The 22,833-nt window shown below is 68.4% G+C and carries 22 protein-coding genes; 19 read left to right on the forward strand and 3 right to left on the reverse strand.

The genetic code is table 11. The features are described 5' to 3' along the window. Positions 1–402 precede the first annotated feature (402 nt). The 3 genes from ACIGYR_RS16600 (at position 403) to ACIGYR_RS16610 (ending at position 2,665) form a co-directional block, all read left to right on the forward strand. On the forward strand, positions 403–1,254 hold the full coding sequence (locus ACIGYR_RS16600; RefSeq protein ID WP_399599890.1) for a putative RNA methyltransferase: 852 nt from the start codon (positions 403–405) through the stop codon (positions 1,252–1,254). A 247-nt stretch (positions 1,255–1,501) separates the two neighbouring features. After that, positions 1,502–1,672 (forward strand): DUF5670 family protein, encoded by a 171-nt coding sequence (locus tag ACIGYR_RS16605; RefSeq protein ID WP_391842321.1) that lies wholly within the window; start codon positions 1,502–1,504, stop codon positions 1,670–1,672. 429 nt (positions 1,673–2,101) lie between these two features. Continuing rightward, on the forward strand, positions 2,102–2,665 hold the full coding sequence (locus ACIGYR_RS16610; RefSeq protein WP_399599893.1) for a hypothetical protein: 564 nt from the start codon (positions 2,102–2,104) through the stop codon (positions 2,663–2,665). Between the two features lie 183 nt (positions 2,666–2,848). Here ACIGYR_RS16610 and ACIGYR_RS16615 read toward each other — a convergent pair whose 3' ends face one another. Beyond that, a complete protein-coding gene (locus tag ACIGYR_RS16615) occupies positions 2,849–4,069 on the reverse strand; it encodes a Cmx/CmrA family chloramphenicol efflux MFS transporter (RefSeq protein ID WP_399599894.1) in 1,221 nt (406 codons plus the stop codon). A 308-nt stretch (positions 4,070–4,377) separates the two neighbouring features. Here ACIGYR_RS16615 and ACIGYR_RS16620 point away from each other — a divergent pair, with 308 nt between their 5' ends. After that, a complete protein-coding gene (locus ACIGYR_RS16620) occupies positions 4,378–6,090 on the forward strand; it encodes an amidase (protein ID WP_399599896.1) in 1,713 nt (570 codons plus the stop codon). A gap of 187 nt (positions 6,091–6,277) precedes the next feature. Here the strand turns inward: ACIGYR_RS16620 and ACIGYR_RS16625 are convergent, their stop codons facing one another. Next, complete coding sequence (locus ACIGYR_RS16625; RefSeq protein WP_399599898.1) at positions 6,278–6,862, reverse strand: MFS transporter; 585 nt, start codon at positions 6,860–6,862, stop codon at positions 6,278–6,280. Positions 6,863–6,932: 70 nt separating this feature from the next. On the opposite strand from ACIGYR_RS16625, the gene ACIGYR_RS16630 reads away from it, so the two are divergent. Continuing rightward, a complete protein-coding gene (locus tag ACIGYR_RS16630) occupies positions 6,933–7,412 on the forward strand; it encodes a DUF6193 family natural product biosynthesis protein (RefSeq protein WP_399599901.1) in 480 nt (159 codons plus the stop codon). A 7-nt stretch (positions 7,413–7,419) separates the two neighbouring features. On the opposite strand, the gene ACIGYR_RS16635 is transcribed toward ACIGYR_RS16630, so the two are convergent. Then, the gene (locus tag ACIGYR_RS16635; protein ID WP_399599904.1) at positions 7,420–7,812 is read right to left on the reverse strand and encodes a thiol-disulfide oxidoreductase DCC family protein; all 393 of its coding nucleotides are present in this window, start codon (positions 7,810–7,812) and stop codon (positions 7,420–7,422) included. A 508-nt stretch (positions 7,813–8,320) separates the two neighbouring features. Between ACIGYR_RS16635 and ACIGYR_RS16640 the strand changes: the two genes are divergently transcribed. The 14 genes from ACIGYR_RS16640 (at position 8,321) to ACIGYR_RS16705 (ending at position 22,818) form a co-directional block, all read left to right on the forward strand. Then, positions 8,321–9,811, forward strand: coding sequence for a S8 family serine peptidase (locus ACIGYR_RS16640; RefSeq protein WP_399599907.1), 1,491 nt, complete (start codon positions 8,321–8,323; stop codon positions 9,809–9,811). A gap of 69 nt (positions 9,812–9,880) precedes the next feature. Continuing rightward, a complete protein-coding gene (locus ACIGYR_RS16645) occupies positions 9,881–11,569 on the forward strand; it encodes an AMP-binding protein (protein WP_399599909.1) in 1,689 nt (562 codons plus the stop codon). Further along, positions 11,566–11,817, forward strand: coding sequence for an acyl carrier protein (locus ACIGYR_RS16650; protein ID WP_399599912.1), 252 nt, complete (start codon positions 11,566–11,568; stop codon positions 11,815–11,817). Before ACIGYR_RS16645 ends, ACIGYR_RS16650 begins: the two co-directional genes overlap by 4 nt. Before the next feature lie 10 nt (positions 11,818–11,827). Beyond that, on the forward strand, positions 11,828–12,778 hold the full coding sequence (locus ACIGYR_RS16655) for an amidohydrolase family protein (protein WP_399599914.1): 951 nt from the start codon (positions 11,828–11,830) through the stop codon (positions 12,776–12,778). Positions 12,779–12,833: 55 nt separating this feature from the next. Further along, complete coding sequence (locus ACIGYR_RS16660) at positions 12,834–13,760, forward strand: chlorinating enzyme (RefSeq protein ID WP_391842299.1); 927 nt, start codon at positions 12,834–12,836, stop codon at positions 13,758–13,760. Beyond that, complete coding sequence (locus ACIGYR_RS16665) at positions 13,750–14,031, forward strand: hypothetical protein (RefSeq protein WP_399599916.1); 282 nt, start codon at positions 13,750–13,752, stop codon at positions 14,029–14,031. The genes ACIGYR_RS16660 and ACIGYR_RS16665 overlap by 11 nt, the downstream gene beginning before the upstream one ends. A gap of 79 nt (positions 14,032–14,110) precedes the next feature. Then, complete coding sequence (locus ACIGYR_RS16670) at positions 14,111–15,034, forward strand: hypothetical protein (protein ID WP_399599917.1); 924 nt, start codon at positions 14,111–14,113, stop codon at positions 15,032–15,034. A 35-nt stretch (positions 15,035–15,069) separates the two neighbouring features. Continuing rightward, the gene (locus tag ACIGYR_RS16675) at positions 15,070–15,525 is read left to right on the forward strand and encodes a GNAT family N-acetyltransferase (RefSeq protein ID WP_391842293.1); all 456 of its coding nucleotides are present in this window, start codon (positions 15,070–15,072) and stop codon (positions 15,523–15,525) included. A 29-nt stretch (positions 15,526–15,554) separates the two neighbouring features. Further along, positions 15,555–16,511: a hypothetical protein gene (locus ACIGYR_RS16680; RefSeq protein ID WP_399599919.1), complete on the forward strand. Its 957-nt coding sequence runs from the start codon at positions 15,555–15,557 to the stop codon at positions 16,509–16,511. Beyond that, positions 16,508–17,815 (forward strand): cation:proton antiporter, encoded by a 1,308-nt coding sequence (locus ACIGYR_RS16685; RefSeq protein WP_399599922.1) that lies wholly within the window; start codon positions 16,508–16,510, stop codon positions 17,813–17,815. The genes ACIGYR_RS16680 and ACIGYR_RS16685 overlap by 4 nt, the downstream gene beginning before the upstream one ends. A 371-nt stretch (positions 17,816–18,186) precedes the next feature. After that, positions 18,187–19,446: an acetyl-CoA carboxylase biotin carboxylase subunit family protein gene (locus ACIGYR_RS16690; protein ID WP_399599923.1), complete on the forward strand. Its 1,260-nt coding sequence runs from the start codon at positions 18,187–18,189 to the stop codon at positions 19,444–19,446. Next, the gene (locus tag ACIGYR_RS16695) at positions 19,446–20,657 is read left to right on the forward strand and encodes an acetyl-CoA carboxylase biotin carboxylase subunit family protein (protein WP_391842285.1); all 1,212 of its coding nucleotides are present in this window, start codon (positions 19,446–19,448) and stop codon (positions 20,655–20,657) included. The genes ACIGYR_RS16690 and ACIGYR_RS16695 overlap by 1 nt, the downstream gene beginning before the upstream one ends. 282 nt (positions 20,658–20,939) lie before the next feature. Further along, complete coding sequence (locus ACIGYR_RS16700) at positions 20,940–21,482, forward strand: cupin domain-containing protein (RefSeq protein ID WP_399599926.1); 543 nt, start codon at positions 20,940–20,942, stop codon at positions 21,480–21,482. Between the two features lie 85 nt (positions 21,483–21,567). Further along, positions 21,568–22,818: an MFS transporter gene (locus tag ACIGYR_RS16705; protein WP_399599929.1), complete on the forward strand. Its 1,251-nt coding sequence runs from the start codon at positions 21,568–21,570 to the stop codon at positions 22,816–22,818. Positions 22,819–22,833 lie beyond the last annotated feature (15 nt).

Raw genomic sequence — 22,833 nt, forward strand, 5'->3', positions numbered from 1 at the left:
AACGGCTTCTCCACGGAGCTCACTGGTGCCCCCTCACAGCCCTGCGTACCAGTCATGAGCAGGTGTCCGAGACCAGCAACGATCATTGGCTGTCGCGCTCACGCTTGGTAGGTGCCAGCCAGCGCCTATCGGTCAGGGCGTGGCCGTGCCCACCGGCTCCGTTGAGCCGTGGCCGCCTTCGCCGATGCTCGTAGACTCATGGCATGGCATTCATGAGCACCCCGCACTGCTGCTTCCTGTGATCGGAAGGCATTGAGGGCGATGCCGGACGGCGTCGCCCTCCTCGGCGTGCCTCCCGCGTGAACCACGGTCCCGACGCTGCCCGTTCCTTCCTGAGGCAGTGACGCTCTGAGCGCGCGTGCAGGCACGGTTTCTTCCCTTCATCCTTGCCTGGAGTGCCTCGTGCCGGTGTCGCTTCCCCCTGCCCTCGAACTGTCCCTCGACCTTCTGCGCTGCCCGACGTGCCGCACGCGCCACCTGCACCCGGACCGCAGCACACTGCGCTGCCCGGTGGGCCACACCTTCGACATCGCCCGCCACGGCTACGCCAGCCTGCTGACGGGCACCCGCGCCACCAGCGGCGACGACGCGGCCATGGCGCAGGCCCGGGACCGCTTCCTGTCCACCGGCACCTACGCGCCGATCCGCGAAGCCGGGGCCCGTCTGGCAGCCGACGCCGTGTCTGAGCAGGCCACAGTTGTGGACGTGGGATGCGGCACGGGCTACTACCTGGCCGGCGTACTCGACCAGCTGTCCGGCGCCCGTGGTCTGGGTCTGGACACATCGGTGCGCGCGCTGCGCTCGGCAGCCCGTGTCCACGACCGGGCAGCCGCGGTGGCCTGGGACGTCTTCCGTCCTTTCCCGCTGGCCGACGGGACAGCCGATGTCGTGCTGGACGTGTTCGCCCCGCGCAACCCGGCCGAGTTCCACCGCGTACTGCGCCCTACCGGCCGGCTGATCGTGGTGCGTCCCACCTTGCGGCATCTGGCCGAGCTGCGCGGCCGGTTGCCTGGGATGGTCACGATCGACCCGGCCAAGGAACAGCGCCTGCACCGGGCGCTGGCCCCCTTCTTCGAGGCGGCAGTCACCGAACAGGTGGAGTATCCCGCGTCCCTGGCCAGGATTGATGCCCTGGACCTGGTGGCGATGACACCGAGCGCACGGCACGTGAGCCGTGCAGACATGAACGATGACGGCCTACTGCCCGATCGGGTCACCGTCTCGGTGCTGGCCACCGCCTACCAGCCTCGCTGACCACGAGCACGCCGTGCCGACCTTCACCTAAGGCTTCCTGGAACTGGCCTGCAGCATCATCTCGGTAGACCCGGGCTCCGCGGCCCAGTGCGTCGTCCCCCGTGTCGTCGCTGCGCGGTGCGTGAGACGCGGACGAAGGGGAAGATCGCAGTACGTGCGAATGCCCTGGATCCCGCGGAAATAACTCACATCTTGTGTGCTTGTAGAGCTGAAGTAAGGGCATGCGGTGGGCAGGAGGTTGATAACGATGGTTCCCCTGCTTCTGGTTCTTCTGCTGGCTCTGGTCCTCTTCGGTGCGGGTTTCGCGCTGAAGGCGCTGTGGTGGATCGCGGTGATCGTGCTGGTCGTGTGGCTGCTGGGCTTCGTGGTCCGGTCCGCCGACAGCGGTGGCCGCAAGGGCCGGTGGTATCGCTGGTAGACAGAGGCGTGCCCGTACGAGGAGCACGCCAGGCGTGAAGTGGAAGTGGGGCCCGGCCGGTTGCGGCCGGGCCCCACGCGCGCGTGGGGGTCATCCCACCGAATCGGCAGGGAGGGATCGGGCTTATCGGGTGTACCGCAGGGTACTTGTGCCATGCACCGGTCCTGTGGAATCAGCAGGGAACCCTGCGCCTCCTATTCTCTGCGGGGCCGGTGCACCGATCCCGCCGCCTTGAGGGCCGACCCCGCTGAAGCGGACTGCCCTGCGCGGAGCGACAGCCGCCTTCTGATGCATGCGGACTCGCCGCCCGGACGGCTCGGAACGAGCACACGCCGCCCCACCGCTGCCGGCGCAACCTCCGGCGTCCGTACGGGCAGTGAGTACGGATACTCATGACACCCGCCGTCTACAGATACGAGAATGCGGGACATGACGATGAACGGGGCGAGACGGGTTCGGCTGGGGATGCTGCCGGTGGCGGTGCTCGCCGTACTGGTGGCGGGTTGCGGTACGCAGCGGGCGGGAGATGTGACCGCCGGAGGCGGGCTGCCGAAGGCCGTGGCGACGCCGAGCGCGCCTGCCGACCGCCTCTGCCCCGGCGAGCGCCCCTCACCCATTGCATCGTCGACCCCGACGAGTTCCACGGCGCCGACGGACCACTACGCCGAGAACCACGGCTTCATGGTTCCCTTCAAGCTGCACGGCGACCGCCGCTGCCAGGGCCTCGCCGTCATCGGGCGGGTGAAGAAGGCACTCCAACCGCTGCGGGAGAAGGGCCACTTCACGCCCGAGAGCGTCTCGCACACCATCGCCGGCCTGGGCTACTCGAAGGTGCGGACGTACGCCGACGGCTCCGGTGTCGGGTTCCTCATCGAGGCCGACGACTACCCCGTGTGCGTGGAGGGCACGTTGTCCCCCGCCGCGACCGAGGCGGACGCGTTCGGCGGCTATCCCGACCACGACGGGTGCGAGCAGCCCTCAGGCGGTCACTGACCGTACGCAGGGAGCGCGGTTCTCGAAGGACGCGCGTGGCGGCGCCCGATTCGCTTGTTGCTCCTCGCCCACACGCGCCGTGCACCGTCCGGGCCGCCGACGGCTGGTGCCCCGCCGCCCTCTCGGTCCCCTCATCGCTCAGGCTCTGTGACCGGGCCCTCGGGAAGCGCCCGGTCGGTGCGGTCAGGCGCGGGCGGGCTCCGCTGTGGACTCGGCGGTCGGGGCCGCGGAGGCGACCACCCGGGTCGGGCGGGGCGGCGTGCGGCGGTCCAGGCGTACCGCGACCGCGGCGAGGGCGATCGCCGTGACGGTCATGGCGGCGCCCGCCCAGGCGGTGGCGGAGAAGCCCAGCCCCGCGTCGATGACGGTGCCGCCCAGCCACGGGCCGCCAGTGTTGCCCAGGTTGAAGGCGGCCGTGGTGGTGGCTCCGGCCAGGGTCGGGGCGGCTCCGGCCACGTTGAACATGCGGGCGTTGAGGGCCGGGGCGGTGAAGAAGGCCGAGGCGCCGAGCAGGAAGGACAGGGCGATGGCCACGGCCGCCGCCCCGCCCAGCAGGGCGAGGGCGGCCAGGAAGACCGTCGAGGCGGTGATGCCCCAGATCATCACGCCGAACAGATGCGCGTCGGCGACCCGGCCGCCGATGGTGGTACCGATGAGGGCGCCGATGCCGAAGAGGCCAAGGATCCACGGGACCCACTTCGAGTCCAGCCCGGCCACGTCCGTGAGCAACGGCGACAGGTAGCTGAAGGCGCAGAAGACGCCGCCGGCACCCAGCGCCGTGATGCCGATCGCGAGCCACACCTGACGGTCGGCGTAGATCCGCAGCTCGCGGCCGAGCCTCGGCCGCTCGGCAGGCAGCGGGATCCGGGGGATCAGCATCAGGATGCCGACGAGGGCGACCGCGGAGGCCGCGCCGACCGACCAGAAAGCGGAACGCCAGCCCAGGTGCTCGCCGAGGAACGCACCGGCCGGGACGCCGAGGACGTTGGCGATGGACAGGCCGCCGATCATGACAGCCATTGCGCGGGCCCGCTGGTCCTTGTCAACCATGGCGATGGCGACGGCCGCGCCGACCGCCCAGAAGCCCGCGCACGCGAGGGCCGAGACCACGCGAGAGGCGAAGAGGAGCTCGTAGGAAGGGGCGAGCGCGCCCGCGACCTGCCCGAGGCCAAAGAGGCTGATGAGGGCGATCAGGGTGGCGCGGCGGGGCAGCCGGAGGGTGCCCACGGCCAGCAGTGGCGCCCCGACGACCATGCCGATCGCGAAGGCGGATATGAGCAGACCCGCCTGCGGAATGCTGACGTCCATATCCTCGGCGATGGGCCTCAGCAGCCCCGAGAGCATGAATTCGCTGGTGCCTAGCGCGAAGACGGACAGTCCGAGGATGTAGACGGCTACGGGCATGCGGGGTCGTGCGGCATCTGCGGGCATGACATTCACCAACCGACGGAGACGTGATCACATTCCCCCCGGTGTGTCATTTCTGTGACGTGAGCGTGGCCAGTCTCCACCCCCGGCCGTGGCGGATGGATCTTTGCCCGAATCGGGTACGGAAGACGGTGGACCACCGGCGGCCAGGGCGGGAACCGGAAGAAGGCTGGGCGTCACCCGGATGCAGTGCGCGACGCACAGGGAGAGCAGGAGCGCGGCCGGTGGGGGCCGTGCGCGGCGGCGCTCTTGTGCGGGCGCGGCGGGTGTAGTCGGCTGTCGCCATGCGACAGTTGACGGCACATCGGTTACAGGCCGCACGCGTCACGGCACACCGCAGAGGTGCGGTCGGCAGGAGAGGTGCCGCGGTTCTGACCGCCGCCGTGCTCGCCGGGTCACTGTGGGCGGTGTCTCCGCCTCAGCCCGCGCTGGCCGCCACCCCCGAACCCGTCGGTGCGATCGGGACCACGAGTGGGACATCGGCGCGCAGCTACGGCCGCCTGCACCTCGATACGGTGACCATTCCGCAGCTCCAGGCCCGCATGGCGGCCGGCGCGCTGACCCCGTCGGAGCTGACCCGCGCCTACCTGAAGCGGATCAGGGCTCTCGACCCGAAGATCCACGCCGTCCTGCGTACCGATCCCTCGGCCCTGCGCCAGGCCGCTGCGAGCGACGCACGGCACCGCACCGGCTCCGTCCGCGGCCCGCTCGACGGCATCCCGGTCCTGATCAAGGACAACGTCGAGACATGGGGCCTGTCGTCGACGGCGGGTTCGCTCGCCCTGGCGGGCAGCCCCCCGAAGTCCGACGCGGCCCTGGTGACGCGGCTGCGGCGGGCGGGCGCGGTGATCCTGGGCAAGACGAACCTGTCCGAGTGGGCGAACTTCCGTGCCCAGAAGCCCACATCGGGGTGGTCGGCGGTGGGCGGGCAGACACACAATCCGTACGTCCTCGACCGAAACCCGTGCGGTTCGTCGGCGGGTTCGGGTGCCGCACTCGCCGCGTCCCTGGCGCAGGTGGCGATCGGCACCGAAACCGACGGCTCGATCGTGTGCCCGGCGGGCATGAACGGCGTGGTCGGCCTGAAGCCGACCCTCGGCCTGGTCAGCGCCCGGGGGGTGGTGCCGATTTCCGCCGAGCAGGACACGGCGGGTCCCATGGCGCGCAACGTCGTCGACGTGGCGCTCACGCTGGCGGTCATCGCCGGGCGGCCCCCGGGTGCCGGGGCCCCGGACACCACCGATGCCGGGTTCGTGACAGGGGCTGCCGGACGGGCGATCGGCTCGTACGGCGTCGGGACTCTGCGGGGCAAGCGGATCGGTCTGTGGCGCCTGCCGTCCCTGGGGCAGGCGGTGGACGACGTGATGACCCGCGCGGCACGCCGGCTGCGTGCCGCGGGCGCCGAGGTCGTCGAGGTGACGCCGCCCTACCAGGACCGGCTCGCCACGCTCGAATTCCCGGCTCTGCTGACGGAGTTCCACCGCGACATCGACGCCTACCTCGCCACCCGCAAGGGGCCGCGCGACCTGGCCGCCCTCATCGCGTTCAACCGCGGCCATCCCGCGGAGCGGACCTGCTTCGCGGGGCAGGAACTGTTCCGACAGGCCCTCGCCGCCCCGCCCACCACCGATCCGGGGTACCGCGCGAAGCGTGCGGAGCTGCGAGACCTGTCACGGCGTTCGATCGACGGGACGATGGCCGCCCACCACCTGGACGCGATCGCCGCACCGACGAATCCGCCCGCCTGGACGACCGACTGCGCACGCGGCGACAACGATGTGATCCCCTCGTCCACACCGGCGGCGGTCGCCGGCTACCCGTCGCTCTCCGTCCCGGCCGGTTCCGCAGGGGGACTGCCCGTCGGAATGCTCCTGACAGCCGGCGCCCACCAGGACGCGGCGCTGCTGTCCCTGGGGGCGGCCGTGGAGAGGCGACTCCACGCCTGGCGTGCGCCGAGGTACCTGCCGACGACCGGCCCCGGGACCGCCGAGCGTTGAGGAGCAGGCCGCCGGCACCCGCCACGAGTCCCGCTTGTGCCCAGGACGGGAAGTGAGCCGCCTCGCCCCCCGGGGGCGGCCGATTTCCTTCGGGCGTCGGCACTCAGTGAGCCGGGCGATGCGCGTTCCACGACCCGGCGGTGCCGCGCCAGAGGAGGGGATCGGTCGCGCCACAGCGGTCGCCGCGTCAGGTGACACCGTGCCGTGGTGCCCGGTACCAGGCCATCAGTGCCACGAGCGTGGCGAGTGCGGCGGCCGGCAGCGCGGCGAGCATGGCTGCCCGCTCGCCGACCGCCGTGGAGGTGTGCCGTGTTCGGTCGAAGACCAGGGACCCCACGGTCAGGGTGATCAGGACCGCACCTGAGATGTCCATGTGCCGCCCGGCACGCGCCAGTCTCGACTCCCGCAGGACATGAGGAGCCAGCAGCACAGCGGTCAGCCCCACCGGAACATTCACCAGGAACACCGAAGGCCAGCTGAGGAAGTTCACCAGTACGCCGCCGAGCACCTGGCCGGCGACGAAGCCGACGGACGCCGTCGCGCCGTACAGGCCCAGCGCTCTGGTGCGGCGCGGGCCTTCGGCGAAGCCCGTGGTGGTGAGGGACAGTGCGGCGGGCGCGACCATCGCGGCCCGGCTGCCTTGCACGATGCGTGCCCGATCAGCAGCACCGGGTCGCGGGCGAGTCCGCCGGCCAAGGTTGCGGTCGGCGGGGCGGTCATCGCGAGCCTCAGCGCCGCGCTCGGCGCCGTCAGCTGACCGCGCCCACGGCACTGCGCGTCACTTCCCGATCTCCAGTACCGCCATCGCACCGGTTTCAGGCTCCGAGCGCGACACTATGGCAGTGGACGCGAACAACGAGACCTCCGATCAACAGTCGCTCCTGCCTCCAAGACCAGTTCTGCCAGACATGGCCGCAGCGCGCAGCCGCGGACCGGCCGACGCCGTCGAGGCCCATTGGCTGTCTCTGCGGCTCAAGTGGCAGTGGAGCCGAGCAGTGCACCAGATCCGCGCGCCCGGGCGCCCATATCCGGGCATCGTCCCCCTGCTGGAGGCCGCTGCCGCTCAACCACGGCTCCGGCGGCTGTATCCGTTCACCAGCCACTTCGCCCTGCTTTTCAGCAGCTCCACCAGCTACCCCTGGACTGTGCAGGCCGGATCGATCGAGCCCTTGGACAACGGACGGTTCAAGGTTCGCCGACGCGATCCCCTCGCCGTGATCGGCGAAGTCGATACCGCCGAAGAGGCGGTGACTCTGGTGCTGCAACTCCTACCCACCGGCTCTGAGCCCGTCATCACCTCCTCTGAGGACGAGTGCTTCTGACAGTGGCTCATCCGGGTGCCGCCCCTTGGCCGGAGGGCAGGGCACATGCCGATGTGCTGCCGGGGAGCCGGTGGCGGTTGCGGGCGATGACGCGGTAGAGGCCGTGGGCGGCCCAGCGCATCGGCGCCAGCTGGAGGACCGCCCCCGCAACGGCCCAGCCGCCTCGCGCGCTCGCCAGCAGTTTGGCGACCGCTTGAGCGCCGCCGTACACCGTCCCGTCGGGGGTGACCCACAGCGCCTCGTACGCGGCCCGCTGCCTGCTGACGCCCAGGGCTTCCAGGTCGGCCGTCTGGCGGGCGGTGCTGTCGCACCGCGGCCTGATCCACCTCTGCGCGAGGGCCACCGAGGCCGTGCAGAAGCCGCAGTCACCGTCGTAGACCAGCACAGGCCGCGTTCGCATGACCTCCATGATGCGCCTGCGGGGCGCACGGCGCAGTAGCGGTTCGGTTCAGGGGGACAGCGATCGACGAGGCGGGGCATGCAGATGGTGAAAAGTGCGCCCCGGTCTGGATGGGTGGGGTTTGTGGTCGGCAAGTCCCTGCCACGGCAAGGACTTGCCATGATCGGGTCTTCACGGCGGCGTGAACCGGCCGATAGACCCAGGGACATGTCCTCCCCCTCTGTGTCTTCCCCCTTCCGGTGCAGAAGACGGCAGTTGATCTCGGCCGTCACGGTGGTGCCGTTGCTGGCGTCGGGGCTCGCGATCTGGCAAGCGCCCGCCCAAGCCGCTCCGCTCAAGCCCGCAATGCGCACCAAGCCCGCAATGCGCACCAAGCCCGCGATCCCCACCAAGCCCACGGTCCCCACCAAGCCCACGGTCCCCATCCAAGCCCACGGTCCCCACCAAGCTCGCCGTCCCCACCAAGCCCGCGATCCCCGCCAAGGCCACGGCGACCCACAAGGTCACCTTGGTCACCGGTGACGTCGTCACCGTCACCACGATGGCCGACGGCAAGCAGACGGCCGACGTCGACCGGCCGGACAGTGCCGTCGGCGGTGTGAAAGTTCAGGAGGTCATGGGCGACTTGTTCGTCATCCCCGACGAGGCGGCACCGCTGCTGGGCGCGGGCAAGCTGGACCGGCGGCTCTTCGACGTCACCGACCTGATCAGGATGGACTATGACGACGCGAAGTCGGCCGCGGAGCCGCTGATCGCGACGTATGCGAAGCCGAGGTCCCGCGCGGCCGTCGAGCCGGTCGCTCCCCGGGGCAGCAAGGTGACCCACACGCTCGAGGGCATCCACGGCGCGGTGCTGCGCACCGACAAGCGCCGGGCCCGCACCTTCTGGTCCAGCGTCGCGCCGCACGGCCGCGCGACGCTGGGCGCGGGTGTGGCCAAGCTGTGGCTCGACGGTCGGGTGGAGGTGAACCTGAAGGAGAGCGTGCCGCTCATCGGCGCTCCCGAGGCATGGGCGGCCGGCTACACCGGTAAGGGCGTCAAGGTGGCGGTGCTCGACACCGGCATCGATGTCAACCATCCTGACTTCGCCGGCCTGATCGACGGCACGGCGAGCTTCGTGCCGGGTGAGGGTATCGCCGACGTGAACGGGCACGGCACGCATGTGGCCAGTACGATCGTGGGTTCGGGTGCCGCCTCCCGTGGCGACTACAAGGGCGTCGCCCCCGGCGCCGACCTGTACGTCGGCAAGGTGCTCGGCGGAGCGGAGGGCTACGGCCAGGACTCGTGGGTCATGGCCGGCATGCAGTGGGCCGCCGAGTCCGGTGCGGACGTCGTCAACATGAGCCTCGGCGACTCCTACCCGACGGACGGCAGCGACCCGATGTCGCAGATGGTCGATGCGCTGTCCGCGCAGTACGGCACCTTGTTCGTCATCGCCGCCGGCAACGCGGGCCCGGAGAGCATCTCCGCGCCGGGAGCGGCCGCCTCGGCGCTGACCGTGGCCGCCACGGACAAGGAGGACCGGCTCGCGTCCTTCTCCAGCATCGGCCCGCTGGCGTCCTCCGGCGGTTTGAAGCCGGACATCGCTGCGCCCGGCGTGGGCATCACCGCAGCACGATTGCAGGAGATGACGGACGGTGGTGAGGGCCATGACGGCACGTCCGCCACGGTCGAGCAGGCCGAGCGGGTAGCCTGCCGTCCCCTGCCTCCCGGCCATGCCCCTCATGCTCCCTGGCCGGCGTGTCCACGTGCGCCCGTACAGTACGTCCTCAGCGACGTGATCGACGTTGTCCCGGAGCGGGCGGCCGACTGCGGCGGGCGCCGGTCGAGGACGGGCCGTCGTCCCACGACGGGCTGCCCGGGCGACGGACCACGAGCGCGCGGCCCACCGCACCCTTCCGTGCATCCCATTCCGCTCCGGGTTTGCACGGTTCATCACCTTACTTCCGCCAGGCAGGTTGCTGCCGTGCAGCTTGATGTGCCCGGAAGGCGATCCTGACCGACACATCGGTCTGGCAACGTGATGGCAGGTCGACCCCGGCGGTTCCGAGGAGCGATCACCGGCTCAATGGCTCATTGCCCCGCAGGTGGACGCGGGCGTCCTGAAGAACAGAGAAAACTAGCAACGTACTTCGGTCCGACACGTGCCCAAGGGTCATCATTGTCTCTAAACACGCTGTACCGCGAATTGCTGGAACATCCGGATCACCGGATGCGTTTCCTGTCGATCGACGGAAGCCAGACGACCAAGACTTTCTCCGAAGTGCACGCGGACGTGCTCCAGCTCATGGCGGAGCTGCGCGACTGCGGTGTGGGGGCCGGCGACCTCGTGGGCCTGATGGGGCCGAACTCGTACGAGTGGGTGCTTGCCGACCTCGCTCTGCTCGGATTGGAGTGCCTGTCCGTCGCACTGCCCGCAGAGCGGCGTACACAGCCCGACGCCGTGCGTGAACTCGCGGAGAAGTACCGGCTCTCGGCTGTCCTCGTCACCAAGGCCCTGCCCGTCGGGTCGTACCTTCCGGAGGCAACGGGCCTCCTGGAGGAGCGGCCGCTGAAGTTCGACAAGCGCGCCGTGCCCGACGACGCGCGCCCCGCGATTCCCGCGGATGTATTCTCGATCGCCTTCTCGTCCGGCACATCCGGCACCAAGAAGGGCCTGATGATGTCGAAAGTGGGTGTCGAGAACACGATGCGGGTGTCCGCCGGGGCGTGGCAAGTGACGGAGGACGACAACGTCCTCATCGTGATGCCGTTCTCCAACTTCCAGCAGCGCTATCTGATGTACACGGCCGTCCGGTACGGTCTCGACGCGACCGTGGTGGCGCCGGAGCGCATGTTCCAGAAGCTCAGGGAATTCAACCCCACGATCATTCTCGGCCCGCCCTCCTTCTTCGAGGTCGCTTACAACCGGGTCAACGCGGGAAGCGTGCGGGACAAGCTTCCCTACTACGTGGCGACGGCACTGCACACACTGGCACGCGGCCGGTTCGGCCACGGTGTCAGGGCATGGCTGGGCCGCAAGTGGATGAGTATGTACGGCTCCCGGGTCCGCCTCATGCTCACCGGATCGGCGCCGGTGCCGCCGCGCACCGTGCGGCTCTTCCAACGGCTCGGAGCGCCCCTGTTCGAGGTGTACGGCAGTACCGAGAGCGGCTGGATCTGCTTCAACCTGCCGCAGCGGCACAGGATCGGGAGTGCGGGCCGCCCGGTCGACGGAGTTGACGTCACGCTCGCCGAGGACGGCGAGGTGCTGGTCGGCACGGCGTATCCACAGACGTTGGGGTACGTCTTCGAAGGCGAGGAGACCCAACAGTCGGTCTACCTCAAGCCGGACCAGCTCGCCACGGGTGACATCGGGGAGTTCGACCGCTCCGGATTCCTCCGGCTGGTGGGTCGGAAGAAGAACGTCATCATCACGCGGAGCGGGGTGAAGATCAACCCGGAAGAGTTGGAAGAGGCAGTGGAGAAGAGCTGCCGGATCACGAAGGCGATTGTCGTGTCGCCGGGGTCGGACGGGCTGCTGACATGCGTCGTGTGGCTCGACGATCCGGAGTCCGCCGCACGCAGGACGGAAGTGGAGTCCTGCGTCGAGGAGCTGAACCGTAAGGGGCAGTCCTCGCATCGGATGGTGGACGTCCTGTTCAGGCCGGCGGGTGAACTCTCCGTCGAGAACGGGCTACTCACCAGAAATTTCAAGGTCGACAGAGGCGCGGTCATGCGAAAGATATTCACCGAAGGCAGCCGGGGGGCACGATGAGCAAGAGCGACGTCGCCGACGACGAGATCTGCAGGATCATCAAAAGCGTGATCTCCAAGGCATCGGTCAAGGGTGGCGTCACCCCGGCCATGAGCCTCCGGGGAGATCTGGGAATCGACTCCCTCGGCCTCATGAGCATCGTCTTCGCACTGGAGGAGAACCTCGGCGTGGACGCCTTCAGCCGGGTCGAACAGTTCGTCGGTGCCGAGTATGTGTCCGACATCATCAAGATCGTTCGGCAGGTCTGAGGAGGCGGCCGTGAGCCACGCACCCACCATTATCGACTTCCATACCCACATCGCGTCCGACATGTGTTTCCCGAAGTCGTTCCAGGACGGCGTCGTCGACAACATGATTGTGGGCCTGCAGAGCCGTGGGCTGCCCGTGACCAGGGAGAAGGTCGCGAGGATGCATTCCAGCACCTTGCAGGACCCCTTGTGCGACGAACTGGTCAAGCAGATGGATGAGGCCGGGATCAAGGAATCCGTCCTGCTGCTCCCCGACTTCACCTACGCCCTGCGGGACAGCACCCACACCATCAGGCAGCTGATCGACCATCACAAGATGGTCGTCGACCGGCACCCGGGACGATTCCGGGTGCTGGTCGGCGTGGATCCCCAGTGGGGCAAGGATGGCGTCTCGCTCTTCGAGAGTGCGATAGTCGACTACCGGTTCGACGGCATGAAGCTGTATCCGCCCTGCGGATACAAGCTGTCGGACGAAAGGCTCTATCCGTACTATGAGATTTGCGCGGAGTATTCGCTTCCAGTGCTCTCTCATATCGGGGCCACATCGCCGGTGCTCGATTTCGAGATCGCGCAGCCCATCTATGTCGACAAGGCTGCGAGGGACTTTCCCGGGATCGACTTCGTGCTGGCACACGGCAGTGTTCACTATCCTGACGAAGTGGCCATGCTGTGCAATAACAGGCCGAACATCTACGTGGACGTCAGCGGATACGAGGCGTCGGGGGCAGCGGCTCTCAACACCCTCTTCCGGCGCGGGATAAACCACAAGATCCTCTTCGGTACGGACTGGCCCGTATTCCGGCTGCAGGGCCGGCAGATCAATCTGATCGAGAAGCTGACCAAGGAGGGGGCGTTCCCCGAGGACATGTCGGACGCGGACCGCGATCTGTTCTTCCACTCGAACGCCGAGCGGCTGCTCGGCAAGAACAAGCTGAAGTCCTCGGTGGCTCCGGAGGGATGAAGCGGCACCACCCGGCCAATGGAAGCGCAAGCCTGAACAGCAGAAAGGCATGAAGGTGACTAAAAGCACTGCCGAGAGCACGTTCCTCGGGCTGACCGATGAGCAGATCGAGTTCTTCAAGGAGAACGGCTTCGTCGGGCCCTTCGACCTGTACTCCGAAGACGAAGCCCCGCTGCTGTGGAACCAGGCCATGATCGAGATGGTCACCTCGGAGAACAAGCCCCACAACTCCACGGTCATCAACTACGACCGCCACCTGGACTGCAACACGCTGTCCGCGCACATCAGCCGGCCGGAGATCGTCCACAAGCTGCGCAGTTTGATCGGCGACGACATCCTGTGCTGGAAGACGAACATCTTCAAGAAGGCGCCGGGCGAGGCGGGCACCGGCTGGCACCAGGTCGAGACCTTCGTGGTCGGTGAGACCACCACCTCCGCCAGTCCCTCCCTCAAGTACACCGAGGAGAGCGAAAACCTCACGCAGGAGCTGACCGTCTGGACGGCGTTCTCCCCGGCGGGCAAGGAGAACGGCTGCCTGCGCTACATCCCCGGCAGCCACAAGCGGTGGTACTACGACGAGAGCAAGCCGCTCACACGGAACGTGGAGAGCAAGTCCCACGACTTCTTCGGCTACGACTACTCGGAACTCAAGCTCGACGACGACTGGGATCCGAACGAGGAAGAAGTCTTCGAAATGGAGATGAAGCCAGGCCAGTTCGTCATCTTCCTGGCCAAGTGCATCCACGGTTCCCTGCCCAACATCAGTGACCAGACCCGGCTGGGGTTCGCCTCGCGTTACGTCGCCCCGTCAGTCAAGGTGTACGAGAACGTCGACAGCCTGAGCGAGTTCGGCGACACGATCAGCCTGGACTACCACGGCAGCGTTCTGGTGTCCGGCGAGGACAAGTACGGGCACAATCGCCTGCACGAGAAGAACCTCAACGGCTTCCCCTTCAAGAAGGTCGACGCCGATGAGCGCTGACGACTACCTGCACAAGCTGGCCGACTTCCTCCGGACCCAGCCCGCGACGAGTGAGTTGACCTACGAGGACATCAGCCGTGCCACGTCCCGAGAAGAGCTCGGGATCAGTTCGCTGAACATCATTCTGGTGCTGGTGAACTACATCAAGGAGCACGCGGACAACAGGGTCACCCTCAAGCCCGAATGGGTGTCCCGGCTGAACGATGTCGACGGCATCGTCTCCGTGCTCCGTGAGATCGACGAGAGCAGCCGCGAACAAGCCCGGGCGTGATGTCAGGCAGTTCGTCCCGCCCGGTCTCCATGGCCCTCCCCGGCCACCGGGGCCGGGCCCGCCGATTCGGGAAGAAATGATGACAACTCAGCAAGAGGTCACCATCGGCTCCTTCGCGTGCGTGTTCGGCGACCTCGAACGCGGCCCTGACGACATTCCGGGCTTCGCCGCCCTGTGGCAGGCGGCGGCCCCGGACACCGACTTCGACGCCATGGGGTGCGGCACCTTCCGGACAATGTCCGGGCCGGTTGAGAAGTACATCATCGAATCCGTGCGCCAGACCCTGGACGGACAGGCCGTCCGCCCCGACGACGTCACCCACCTCGTCCTCGCAACCAGCGACGCCCGCCTGGGATCGCTCGCTCCCGACTGCGCCGTGACCGTCCTCGACGCGCTGGGGATGACCCAGTGCGTCCCGGTCGTCCTCTCCTTCCAGCAGTGCTGCAGTTCTCTGGCAGCCCTGCGGCACGGCTGGGAGCTGTTCTCCGACGAGGACGTCAGGAACGTCGTAGTGGTCTCGCTGGACTTCACCCCGGACGACAGCGACCGCGTCAGGTCCTTCGCTCTGTTCAGCGACGCTGTCGCCAGTTGCCTGATCACCCGGGACGCCGGCGGTCCGCTGCGGCTCGCCTCGGCCGCGGTCAAGGTCGACCACTGTGGACTGATGGGCCGTGACTCGTTCATGTCGCGGCAGAAGGTGGCGCAGGCGGCGTTCACGAAGGTGTTCCAGGAGAGTGGTGAGCGGCTCGACGATGTCACCAGGGTCTTTCCGACGAACCTCTTCCAGCCCGTGACGTTGTTCAACGCGAGCATCGCCGGCGTACACCGTGAGAAGCTGCACTTCGCCGACACACTCCGGGCCTACGGGCACTGCGGGAACTCCGACTGGATGATCAACCTCGCCGACTACGCCGACCAGGTGGGCATTCGTACGGGGGAGAAGTATCTGGCCCAGGCGTCGGCACCTGGGTTCTTCGCGTGTGGGCTCCTGGTGGCAACCTGACGTTGCCCAGCAAACATTTACAAAAGGTGACATGGATGAACATCTCAGTGGACGACCTCTCCGGGCCCGAGATCATCGATTTCCTCGACGCGCACGTCAGGGAGATGAGGTCGATCACTCCCCTGGAGAGCAAGCACGCACTTGATCTGGAAGGTCTGCGCAAGCCCGAGGTCACCTTCTGGACGATCAAGGACGGCGATGCTCTGGTGGGTTGCGGTGCGATCAAACAACTGGACGCCGACCACGCCGAGATCAAGTCGATGCGCACGGATCCCTCGCGTAAACGGAGCGGAATCGCGTCGAAGCTGCTCGCCCACATCATCGCAGAGGCCAGGCGCATGGGGTACTCCAGGCTGAGCCTGGAAACCGGTGCGACCGACTTCTTCGCGCCGGCCCGCGGCCTGTACGAGAAGTTCGGGTTCGAGTACTGCGCGCCCTTCGCCGACTACAAGGAAGATCCGAACAGCGCGTTCATGACGCGGCTGCTCTAGCCAGCGCGACACCCGAGGGGGCGCACCAAGTGAAGGACGCCGTATACCCCTACGACAAGGGGCTGTTCAGCCGACTGTTCCTCAACTGCTTCCAGCGTCAGTCGGTGGTGATGCTGACCCAGCGGACACCCCTGGCGCATCACCTGTTCCACCAGTGTCTGATCAGCACGGACGAGATCCTCCGGCAGGTCATCAAGCAGCGGCAGCCCAAATACGACTTCCAGAGCGGCTTCTTCCAGCCGGACGATCTGCGGAGGATCGGGATCGTCCCGCACGACGTGCCCTTCGAGAGCTACGCCCAGGCCCGGCCACTGCTGCGGGAGACCGTGGAACGTGAGGGCTTCGCGATACTGGTGGGGGACGTCTACTACTGGCCGCACTGCCCCGAATATCGCACCAAGCACCTGACTCACACGATCACCCTCACGCGATACGACGCCGAGGCCCGGGAATGGTCGCTCATCGACGACAACCCCGCGAGCCTGCTGTGCACCTACGCCTATCCCGAGCAGGTGATCGTGGACAGCTTCGACAACTCAGAGCTGCGCCGTGTCCGGTACTTCACCCTCGAAGAGGTGGACCGGGAAGAGGCGGAACACGGCACCCGGGAGGCGTTCTCACGGCTCGTCGAGGAATACCGGGACAGCCATACGCTGCTCACCAGCGTCTCCGAGTTCCTCCACTGTCCCTGGATCGCGTCCGAGGCATCCATCGCGGCCCTGCACGACGCTTTCTCGATCTACCTGGGTTCACGCATCGGCCTGCTCGAATACGCCCGCCACCTGATCGGCGACACCGAGGTTCAAGGCATCATCGACCGCATCGTGAAGCAAGCCGCCGACGTGCAGAACCAGTTGCTTTTGGGGAAAGTGATGGGGACGGTCGACACGGAGTGGATGGGTTCCACGTGCCGTGAACTCCGGACGACCGAGGAGGAACTGCTGCGTCGTCTGAACGACGTGGCCGTGGTGCGGGACGCCGCGTGACCGAGACGCAGGTGGCGATACTCCTCGCCGATCTGGCCTTGATCATCGTGGTGGCACAGGTGGTCGGCCGGATCGCCCGGATGCTGGGACAGCCGGCGGTCATCGGCGAGATCGTCGGAGGTGTTCTGGTCGGCCCGACCCTGCTGGACGGCGCCGTCGCCGACGCCCTTTTCCCCATGGACGTCCGGCCCTATCTCGGCGCGCTGGCCAACCTCGGGCTCGTGCTGTTCATGTTCTTCGTGGGCATGGAGTTCGACTTCGACCGGTTGCGGGGCTCCGGGCGGATCGCGGGCGCGACGGTCGTCGGCTCTACCCTCGTGCCGTTCGTCCTCGGTCTGCTGCTCGCGGTTGTACTCATGAACGAGCACAGGCCGGCGAACCGGCCGGCTTTCATGCTGTTCATCGGGGTCGCCGTGTCCGTCACTGCCTTTCCGGTCCTCGCGCGCATCCTTGCCGACCGGGGCATGAGCGGGACCTGGCTGGGTGCAGTCGCCCTCTCCACGGCGGCGATCTGCGACCTCGCCGCCTGGACCACGCTCGCCGGTGTCCAGGCACTGGCGGGCGGGAGCCACCGGAACTACTGGCAGGTGATGCTGGTCGTGCCCTTCGCGGTCTTCCTGATCACCTGCGTCAGGCCCCTGCTCAGGAGAGGGCTGACCGGTGGAGAACGGGACCGCCAGATGACCCCGGGCGTGTTCGCCGTAGTCGTTTCCGGCGCGCTGCTCTCAGCTGCGGTGACCCAGCTGATCGGGCTGCACTTCGTGATCGGCGCGTTCCTCTTCGGCATCGTCATGCCACGTTTGGAGCCCGGGCGGTTCAGGGAGGATCTGCTGCACCGTACCCAGTCCCTGACCGGGATGCTGCTGCCGGTGTACTTCATCACCGCGGGGCTGAAGGTCGACCTCTCTGGCATCGGTGTCACGGGCCTGTACGAACTCGGTCTGATTCTGGCGGTCGCCATCGCCGGGAAGTTCGCCGGAACATGGGCCGGGGCGAGATCGCAAGGGCTGTCCGCCCGGGGCTCGGCCGTCCTGGCCAGCCTCATGAACACGCGGGGCCTCACCGAACTGATCGCTCTCAGCGTCGGACTGCAGGCTGGGCTTTTGGACGAACGGCTCTACTCCCTCTTCGTCGTCATGGCGGTGATCACGACGGCGATGACGGGCCCGCTCCTGCTGTGGCTCACGGGACGGGGGCGAGGCGGCCCGGCCGGCCTGCAGGACCTGGACGGCCTCGCACCGGCCCGGTCCGGCCCCGGGGGCGCACCCCACTCCACGGACTCGACGTCCACACTCGGCGCATGACCGTGGGCGTTTCGTGACGGGGCCCGGCGACGCGGGAGAGAGGAGCGGATACAGGATATTCGGTCCAGTATTTCCACTCGGCATCATGCTGCCATGCAGCATGATGCTTCCCCGCACCGATCCGCCACGACGGGAAGTCTGGCAACGTGAGGGGCAGTCGACTCCCTTGTCGGAACGGCGGTTGTACTCGCGGGCGGTGGGCTTAGCGGGTGGAGTGCCGCCGTCCGTGGTGTGCCGGCCCCTGACCGGCTTCCGAGCGGCGCGGGCGGACCTTTCGGGGACCGCAACGGCGGGGTCCGCGGCCGGGCCCGAGGCCGCGGCCGAATCCCGGCGACCGATGAACCGAGCATCCTCATGAAGGACACCTCCGTATGACGCGAGCTGACGACAAGCCACTGCTTCTGGTGATCACCAGCGGACTTCGCCGCTACCGCGAGTACCTGCTGAAGTCGATAGCGACCCGCTACCGCGTCCATCTGATCGACTCTGCCGAAGCTGACTGGGAGCTGCCCCATCTGGCGGGCTCCACGGTTGTGCCCGACACCGGGGCCGAGTCAGTGCTCGAGGCCGCCCGGCGGATCGCGGCAGAGCAACCGGTCGCGGGAGTCATGAGCTGGCACGAGGAGCACATCGTGCAGGCCGCCCTCGTCGCCGAGGAGTTGAGGCTGCCGGGTACCCGGGCGGCCGCCGTCAGGTGCTGCCGGGACAAGTTCGCGACCCGCACCGCGCTCGCCGCGGCGCGACTGCCGCAACCCGCGTTCGAGCTGGCCGGCGACCTCGACGAGGCACTGGCCGCAGCGGATAAGCTCGGCTATCCGGTAGTGATCAAACCGCGCGCCGCCGGTGGGAGCCAGGGTGTGGTCCTGGTGCACAACGCGGCGGAACTCGCCGACCAGTTCGCCGCCACCCGCGACGTCCCCGTCCCGCACAACCCGGTGTTCAACCAGCTGATTCTTGTGGAGGAGTACCTCGACGCGCCGGAGATCAGCGTCGACTCCGTGGTCTACCACGGCCGCGTCGTCCCGGTGTTCGTGGGCCGTAAGGAGATCGGCTTCCCCCCGTACTTCGAGGAGACAGGCCACCGCGTCGCCGGCGCCGATCCGCTGCTCTCGGACGCCGGACTGCTGCGTACGCTCACCGACATCCACGCGGCCCTCGGCTACACGGACGGATGGACCCACACGGAACTCAAGCTCACCCCGGAGGGCCCCAAACTGATCGAGGTCAACGGGCGACTGGGCGGTGATCTGATCCCCTACCTCGGCATGAGGGCCTCCGGTGTCGACCCCGGCCTCGCCGCAGCGGACGTGGCGTGCGGAGTGGAACCCGACACGAGGGCCACGGCCGCCTTGCACGCGGGAGTGCGGTTCTTCTACCCGCCCCGGAACGACACGGTGATCGGGTCTGTCGGCTTCGACCGGGCCGCGCTGCCCACCGACATCGATCTGGCGCAGGCACTGGTAGGCCAGGGTGACGTGGTGTCACCGCCCAGGAAGGGTCTGATCGACGGCCGCATCGCGCTCGCGACCGCCGTGGCGTCCACCGAGGAGGGCCTGCGGGCGGCACTTGACCACGCGCAGGCCGCGCTGCGGCTGTCCGTCGCGGGCCCCGGCGACGAGGTGGCCGGCTGATGCGCATCCTCGTCCTGCACCGAGTTCCCGACTCGTTCGTGCGTTACGCCGAGAACATCGACCACCAGGTGAACGACGTCACGTATGTGAGCGCCCCCGACCGCCTTGCCACACTTCCCGTGGGGGTACCGGCCCGGCGCATCGAACGCCCTGGCAACGGCGACACCGCGGCCGAGGTGCTGACCGCCGTCGCGGGTCTGCCCAGGCCTGACCTCGTCATCGCGCTCTCCGAGTACGACCTGCTGCCGGCGGCACGCGTGCGGGAGGCGCTCGGTGTTCCCGGCGCCGGAGTTCGCGAGGTGCTGCCGACCAGGGACAAGGTCGTGATGAAGTCGGCCATCGCGTCGGCGGGGCTGCGGGCGCCGTACTTCTCCGCCCTGCCGGAGGCGCTCGTCGGAGGTCCCGCGTCCCTTCCGTGGAGCGGGCGAACCGTCCTCAAGCCGCTGGCGGGCGCTTCCAGTGAGGGAATCACGACGTACAGCACCGTCGCGGACGCACTGGAGGCGGTGCGCGGGGGTGCGATCGCCGCATCCCCCGCCGCCTTCGAGATCGAGGAGTTCGTCGAGGGCCCGATCATCCACGTCGACGGGCTGCTGGCGGCGGGCGAGCCCGTCGCCGTACAGGCGAGCCGGTACGTGGGGACCTGTCTCGGGTACGCCCTGGGCCGACCGGTGGGTTCGGTGCAGACCGGCACCGACCCGAAGGTGGTCGACTGGACCCTGCGCTGTCTGCGTGCGGTCGGCATCCACGACGGCCCCTTCCACCTCGAGGCGATCGAGACCGTCGGCGGACTGGTCTTTCTGGAGGTCGGGGCGCGCTTCGGCGGCGCCGACGTGGTCGACACGTTTGAGCTCGCCACCGGGGTGCATATGCCCTCGGCCCAGGTGCGGCTGCTCGTCGAGGGCGCCGGGCACCGTCCGCAGGCACGTACTCCGGGACCAGGGGAGAGGTACGGCTGGTTCGTCGTTCCGGGACACACCCTCGGGTCCGCCTACTGCCGGATCAGCGGGGAGAAGACCTTCCGCCACGATCCGGTGGTCCGGCGCTGGGTGCAGCGGGCCGAGCACGAGCCGATCAAGAGGGTGATCACCTACGCCGACGCCGATGTGCCCCTCGCCGGTGTGATCGGCCCCGCCCCCGCGCCTGTCCTGGAGAACTTCCTGACCGAACTGTTCGCCTCGGTAACGGTGAAGCCGGGATACGGCCCGTGATCCATGGACCGGCAGCGCACCTCCGGCGTCCCCGGAGCCGGCGCCGTAGCCCCTGCGGCCCACCGGCCGGCAGCTTCCCCTCCGCGGGCCCGACCGGCTGACACGAGCCCACGAGCCCTCTGGCCCCTCGCCGGCGGCCCCTCGGCGCGACCGCGTTTCCGCCGTGGGCCCCCGACGTCCGTCCGGGCGCCCTCTACGTCCGTACCGGGCGCGGGCGTTCGGGCCGCCCGGCGCGGACCCCTCCCTCAGCAGCCACCACCGGACCCGAAGGAGCACAGACCGATGACCATCCAACCCCGCCTCGTCGTCACCGAACGCCGGTCCGACGGCATCTCGGTGGTGGCCGGCGACGGGCAGCCGGCACCGATCAGCGTCGCCGCGGCCCCGGGGATCGAGTTCTACCTGCTCTGGGGCACCGAGGACGGCGGCACCACCGTAGGCACCGGCCCCCGTCAGCCGAGGACCCTCCCGTTCTTCCCGGGCGCGGGCGGCACGCGCCTGCTGCTGGCCCGGTATGCGCCGCAGTCGTCCGTCGCCGAGCCCGTCGGCGACCCCGAGCGCCTCGCGGCCGAGGTGGCGCAGAAGCTCCCCGGGCTGACGGACGGGGACGAGCCGGACCACCCTGGTCTGCATACCACCGACACACTCGACTACGGCATCTGCCTCGAAGGCGAGCTTTATCTGGAACTGGACGACGGCCGGGAAGTCCTGCTGACGCCCGGTACCTGCGTCGTACAGCAGGGAACCCGGCACGCCTGGCACAACCGGGGCGACGAACCAGCCCTGATGTGCTTCGTGGGAATCGGTGCCACGCGCGAATCCTGAACCGGGCCGGTTCATCTCCAAGACGCCGGTGACACACACGAGTGTGCGGCGTCGGCCGCCGCCGCGCACCGGAAGAGGAAGACTGTTGAAGACGTATCTGACGGTGCTGCGCATCGCCGACTACCGCACCCTGTGGGCCGGCGCGCTGGTCAGCCTGATCGGTGACGGCGCGAGCTGGATCGCCATGTCGTGGCTGGCGGTCACGACCGGCGGCGCGGGCAGTCTGACGATCCTGGGCCTGTGCTACTCCGGCCCGATCGTCGTCGGCGGGCTGCTGGCTGGGAAGATCGTCGACCGCTTCTCCCGCCGGATGCTGCTGGTGGCCGACAGCGTGGTCCGCGGCGCGGTGATGCTGAGCGTCCCCCTGCTCGCCCTGGGCGGCCTGCTCGCCATGTGGTACCTCTACGCGGTGGCTGCCGTCTACGGCTTGCTGAAGATCCTTCCCATCGGGATCATCCCGACCGTCATCCCGGACCTCGTACCGAAGCGTCACCTCAGTACGGCGATCGCCCTCGAATCCATCGCCACCAACGCGGCGGGGCTGCTCGGACCGGCGATCGGCGGAGCGCTGATCCCGCTGATCGGGGTGAACTGGGTGCTCGCGGTGGACGCGGTCAGTTACTTCGCCTTCGCGCTGGCCGTGGTGGGAATGAAGGCCAGGCTGGACAAGCCCGCCCACCCCGTGGACGGCGGTGGTTCCGGTGCCGGCCGGGGTGCCTGGGCACCAGTGGTGACCTTCCTTCGCACCGACCGGGTCATGCTGGTCATCACCATCGCGTTCACGACCTTCAATATCGCCATGGGCATGCTGATCGTGGCGCAGCCGTGGCTGGCGCACGAACGGCTGCCCGGCGGCGCCACCATGCTGGGCATCCTGGTCGGCGTACTGGCCTGCGCGGAGATGGCCGGATCAATCCTCGCGGGCCTTATTCCGCCCGCTGTGCGCCCCATGCTGAGGATCGGCCTGCTGCAACTGATCGCCGGCGCCGGACTGCTGTTCCTGCTCGGCGCGCATCCGGCCCTGGTTCTCGTAGGCCAGGTGGTCTGCGGCATCCCGGCGTCCGTGCTGGTCGTCTCCTCCCAGGCGGTGCGGTACGAGCGCACCCCGGAGGCCCTGCGCGGCCGGACGATGACCCTGATGCGGACGCTGATGCTGAGCGCCCTGCCGGTCGGCTCGGTGATCGCCGGTCCTCTCCTCGACTCGGGTCAGTACACGGCGATGGTCCTCGTCATGGTGGTCCTGGCCGGCGGACCCGGGCTGCTCAGCCTGCTGTTCGTCCGCAACGCCGTGGTCAACGCCCGTAGCACCGAGCCCATGGGGACGGCGTCGCGATGAGAACTCCGCCCAGCC

Origin of the sequence: Streptomyces sp. NPDC053076, assembly GCF_044546845.1 — a bacterium.
Lineage (GTDB): Bacteria > Actinomycetota > Actinomycetes > Streptomycetales > Streptomycetaceae > Streptomyces.

Coding starts and splice junctions, on each gene's coding strand:
- ACIGYR_RS16605 (WP_391842321.1), top strand. CDS start 1,502: ATGGTTCCCCTGCTTCTGGTTCTTCTGCTGGCTCTGGTCCTCTTCGGT.
- ACIGYR_RS16610 (WP_399599893.1), top strand. CDS start 2,102: ATGACGATGAACGGGGCGAGACGGGTTCGGCTGGGGATGCTGCCGGTG.
- ACIGYR_RS16615 (WP_399599894.1), bottom strand. CDS start 4,069: ATGCCCGTAGCCGTCTACATCCTCGGACTGTCCGTCTTCGCGCTAGGC.
- ACIGYR_RS16620 (WP_399599896.1), top strand. CDS start 4,378: ATGCGACAGTTGACGGCACATCGGTTACAGGCCGCACGCGTCACGGCA.
- ACIGYR_RS16635 (WP_399599904.1), bottom strand. CDS start 7,812: ATGCGAACGCGGCCTGTGCTGGTCTACGACGGTGACTGCGGCTTCTGC.
- ACIGYR_RS16645 (WP_399599909.1), top strand. CDS start 9,881: ATGGCTCATTGCCCCGCAGGTGGACGCGGGCGTCCTGAAGAACAGAGA.
- ACIGYR_RS16650 (WP_399599912.1), top strand. CDS start 11,566: ATGAGCAAGAGCGACGTCGCCGACGACGAGATCTGCAGGATCATCAAA.
- ACIGYR_RS16665 (WP_399599916.1), top strand. CDS start 13,750: ATGAGCGCTGACGACTACCTGCACAAGCTGGCCGACTTCCTCCGGACC.
- ACIGYR_RS16670 (WP_399599917.1), top strand. CDS start 14,111: ATGACAACTCAGCAAGAGGTCACCATCGGCTCCTTCGCGTGCGTGTTC.
- ACIGYR_RS16675 (WP_391842293.1), top strand. CDS start 15,070: ATGAACATCTCAGTGGACGACCTCTCCGGGCCCGAGATCATCGATTTC.
- ACIGYR_RS16690 (WP_399599923.1), top strand. CDS start 18,187: ATGACGCGAGCTGACGACAAGCCACTGCTTCTGGTGATCACCAGCGGA.
- ACIGYR_RS16695 (WP_391842285.1), top strand. CDS start 19,446: ATGCGCATCCTCGTCCTGCACCGAGTTCCCGACTCGTTCGTGCGTTAC.
- ACIGYR_RS16700 (WP_399599926.1), top strand. CDS start 20,940: ATGACCATCCAACCCCGCCTCGTCGTCACCGAACGCCGGTCCGACGGC.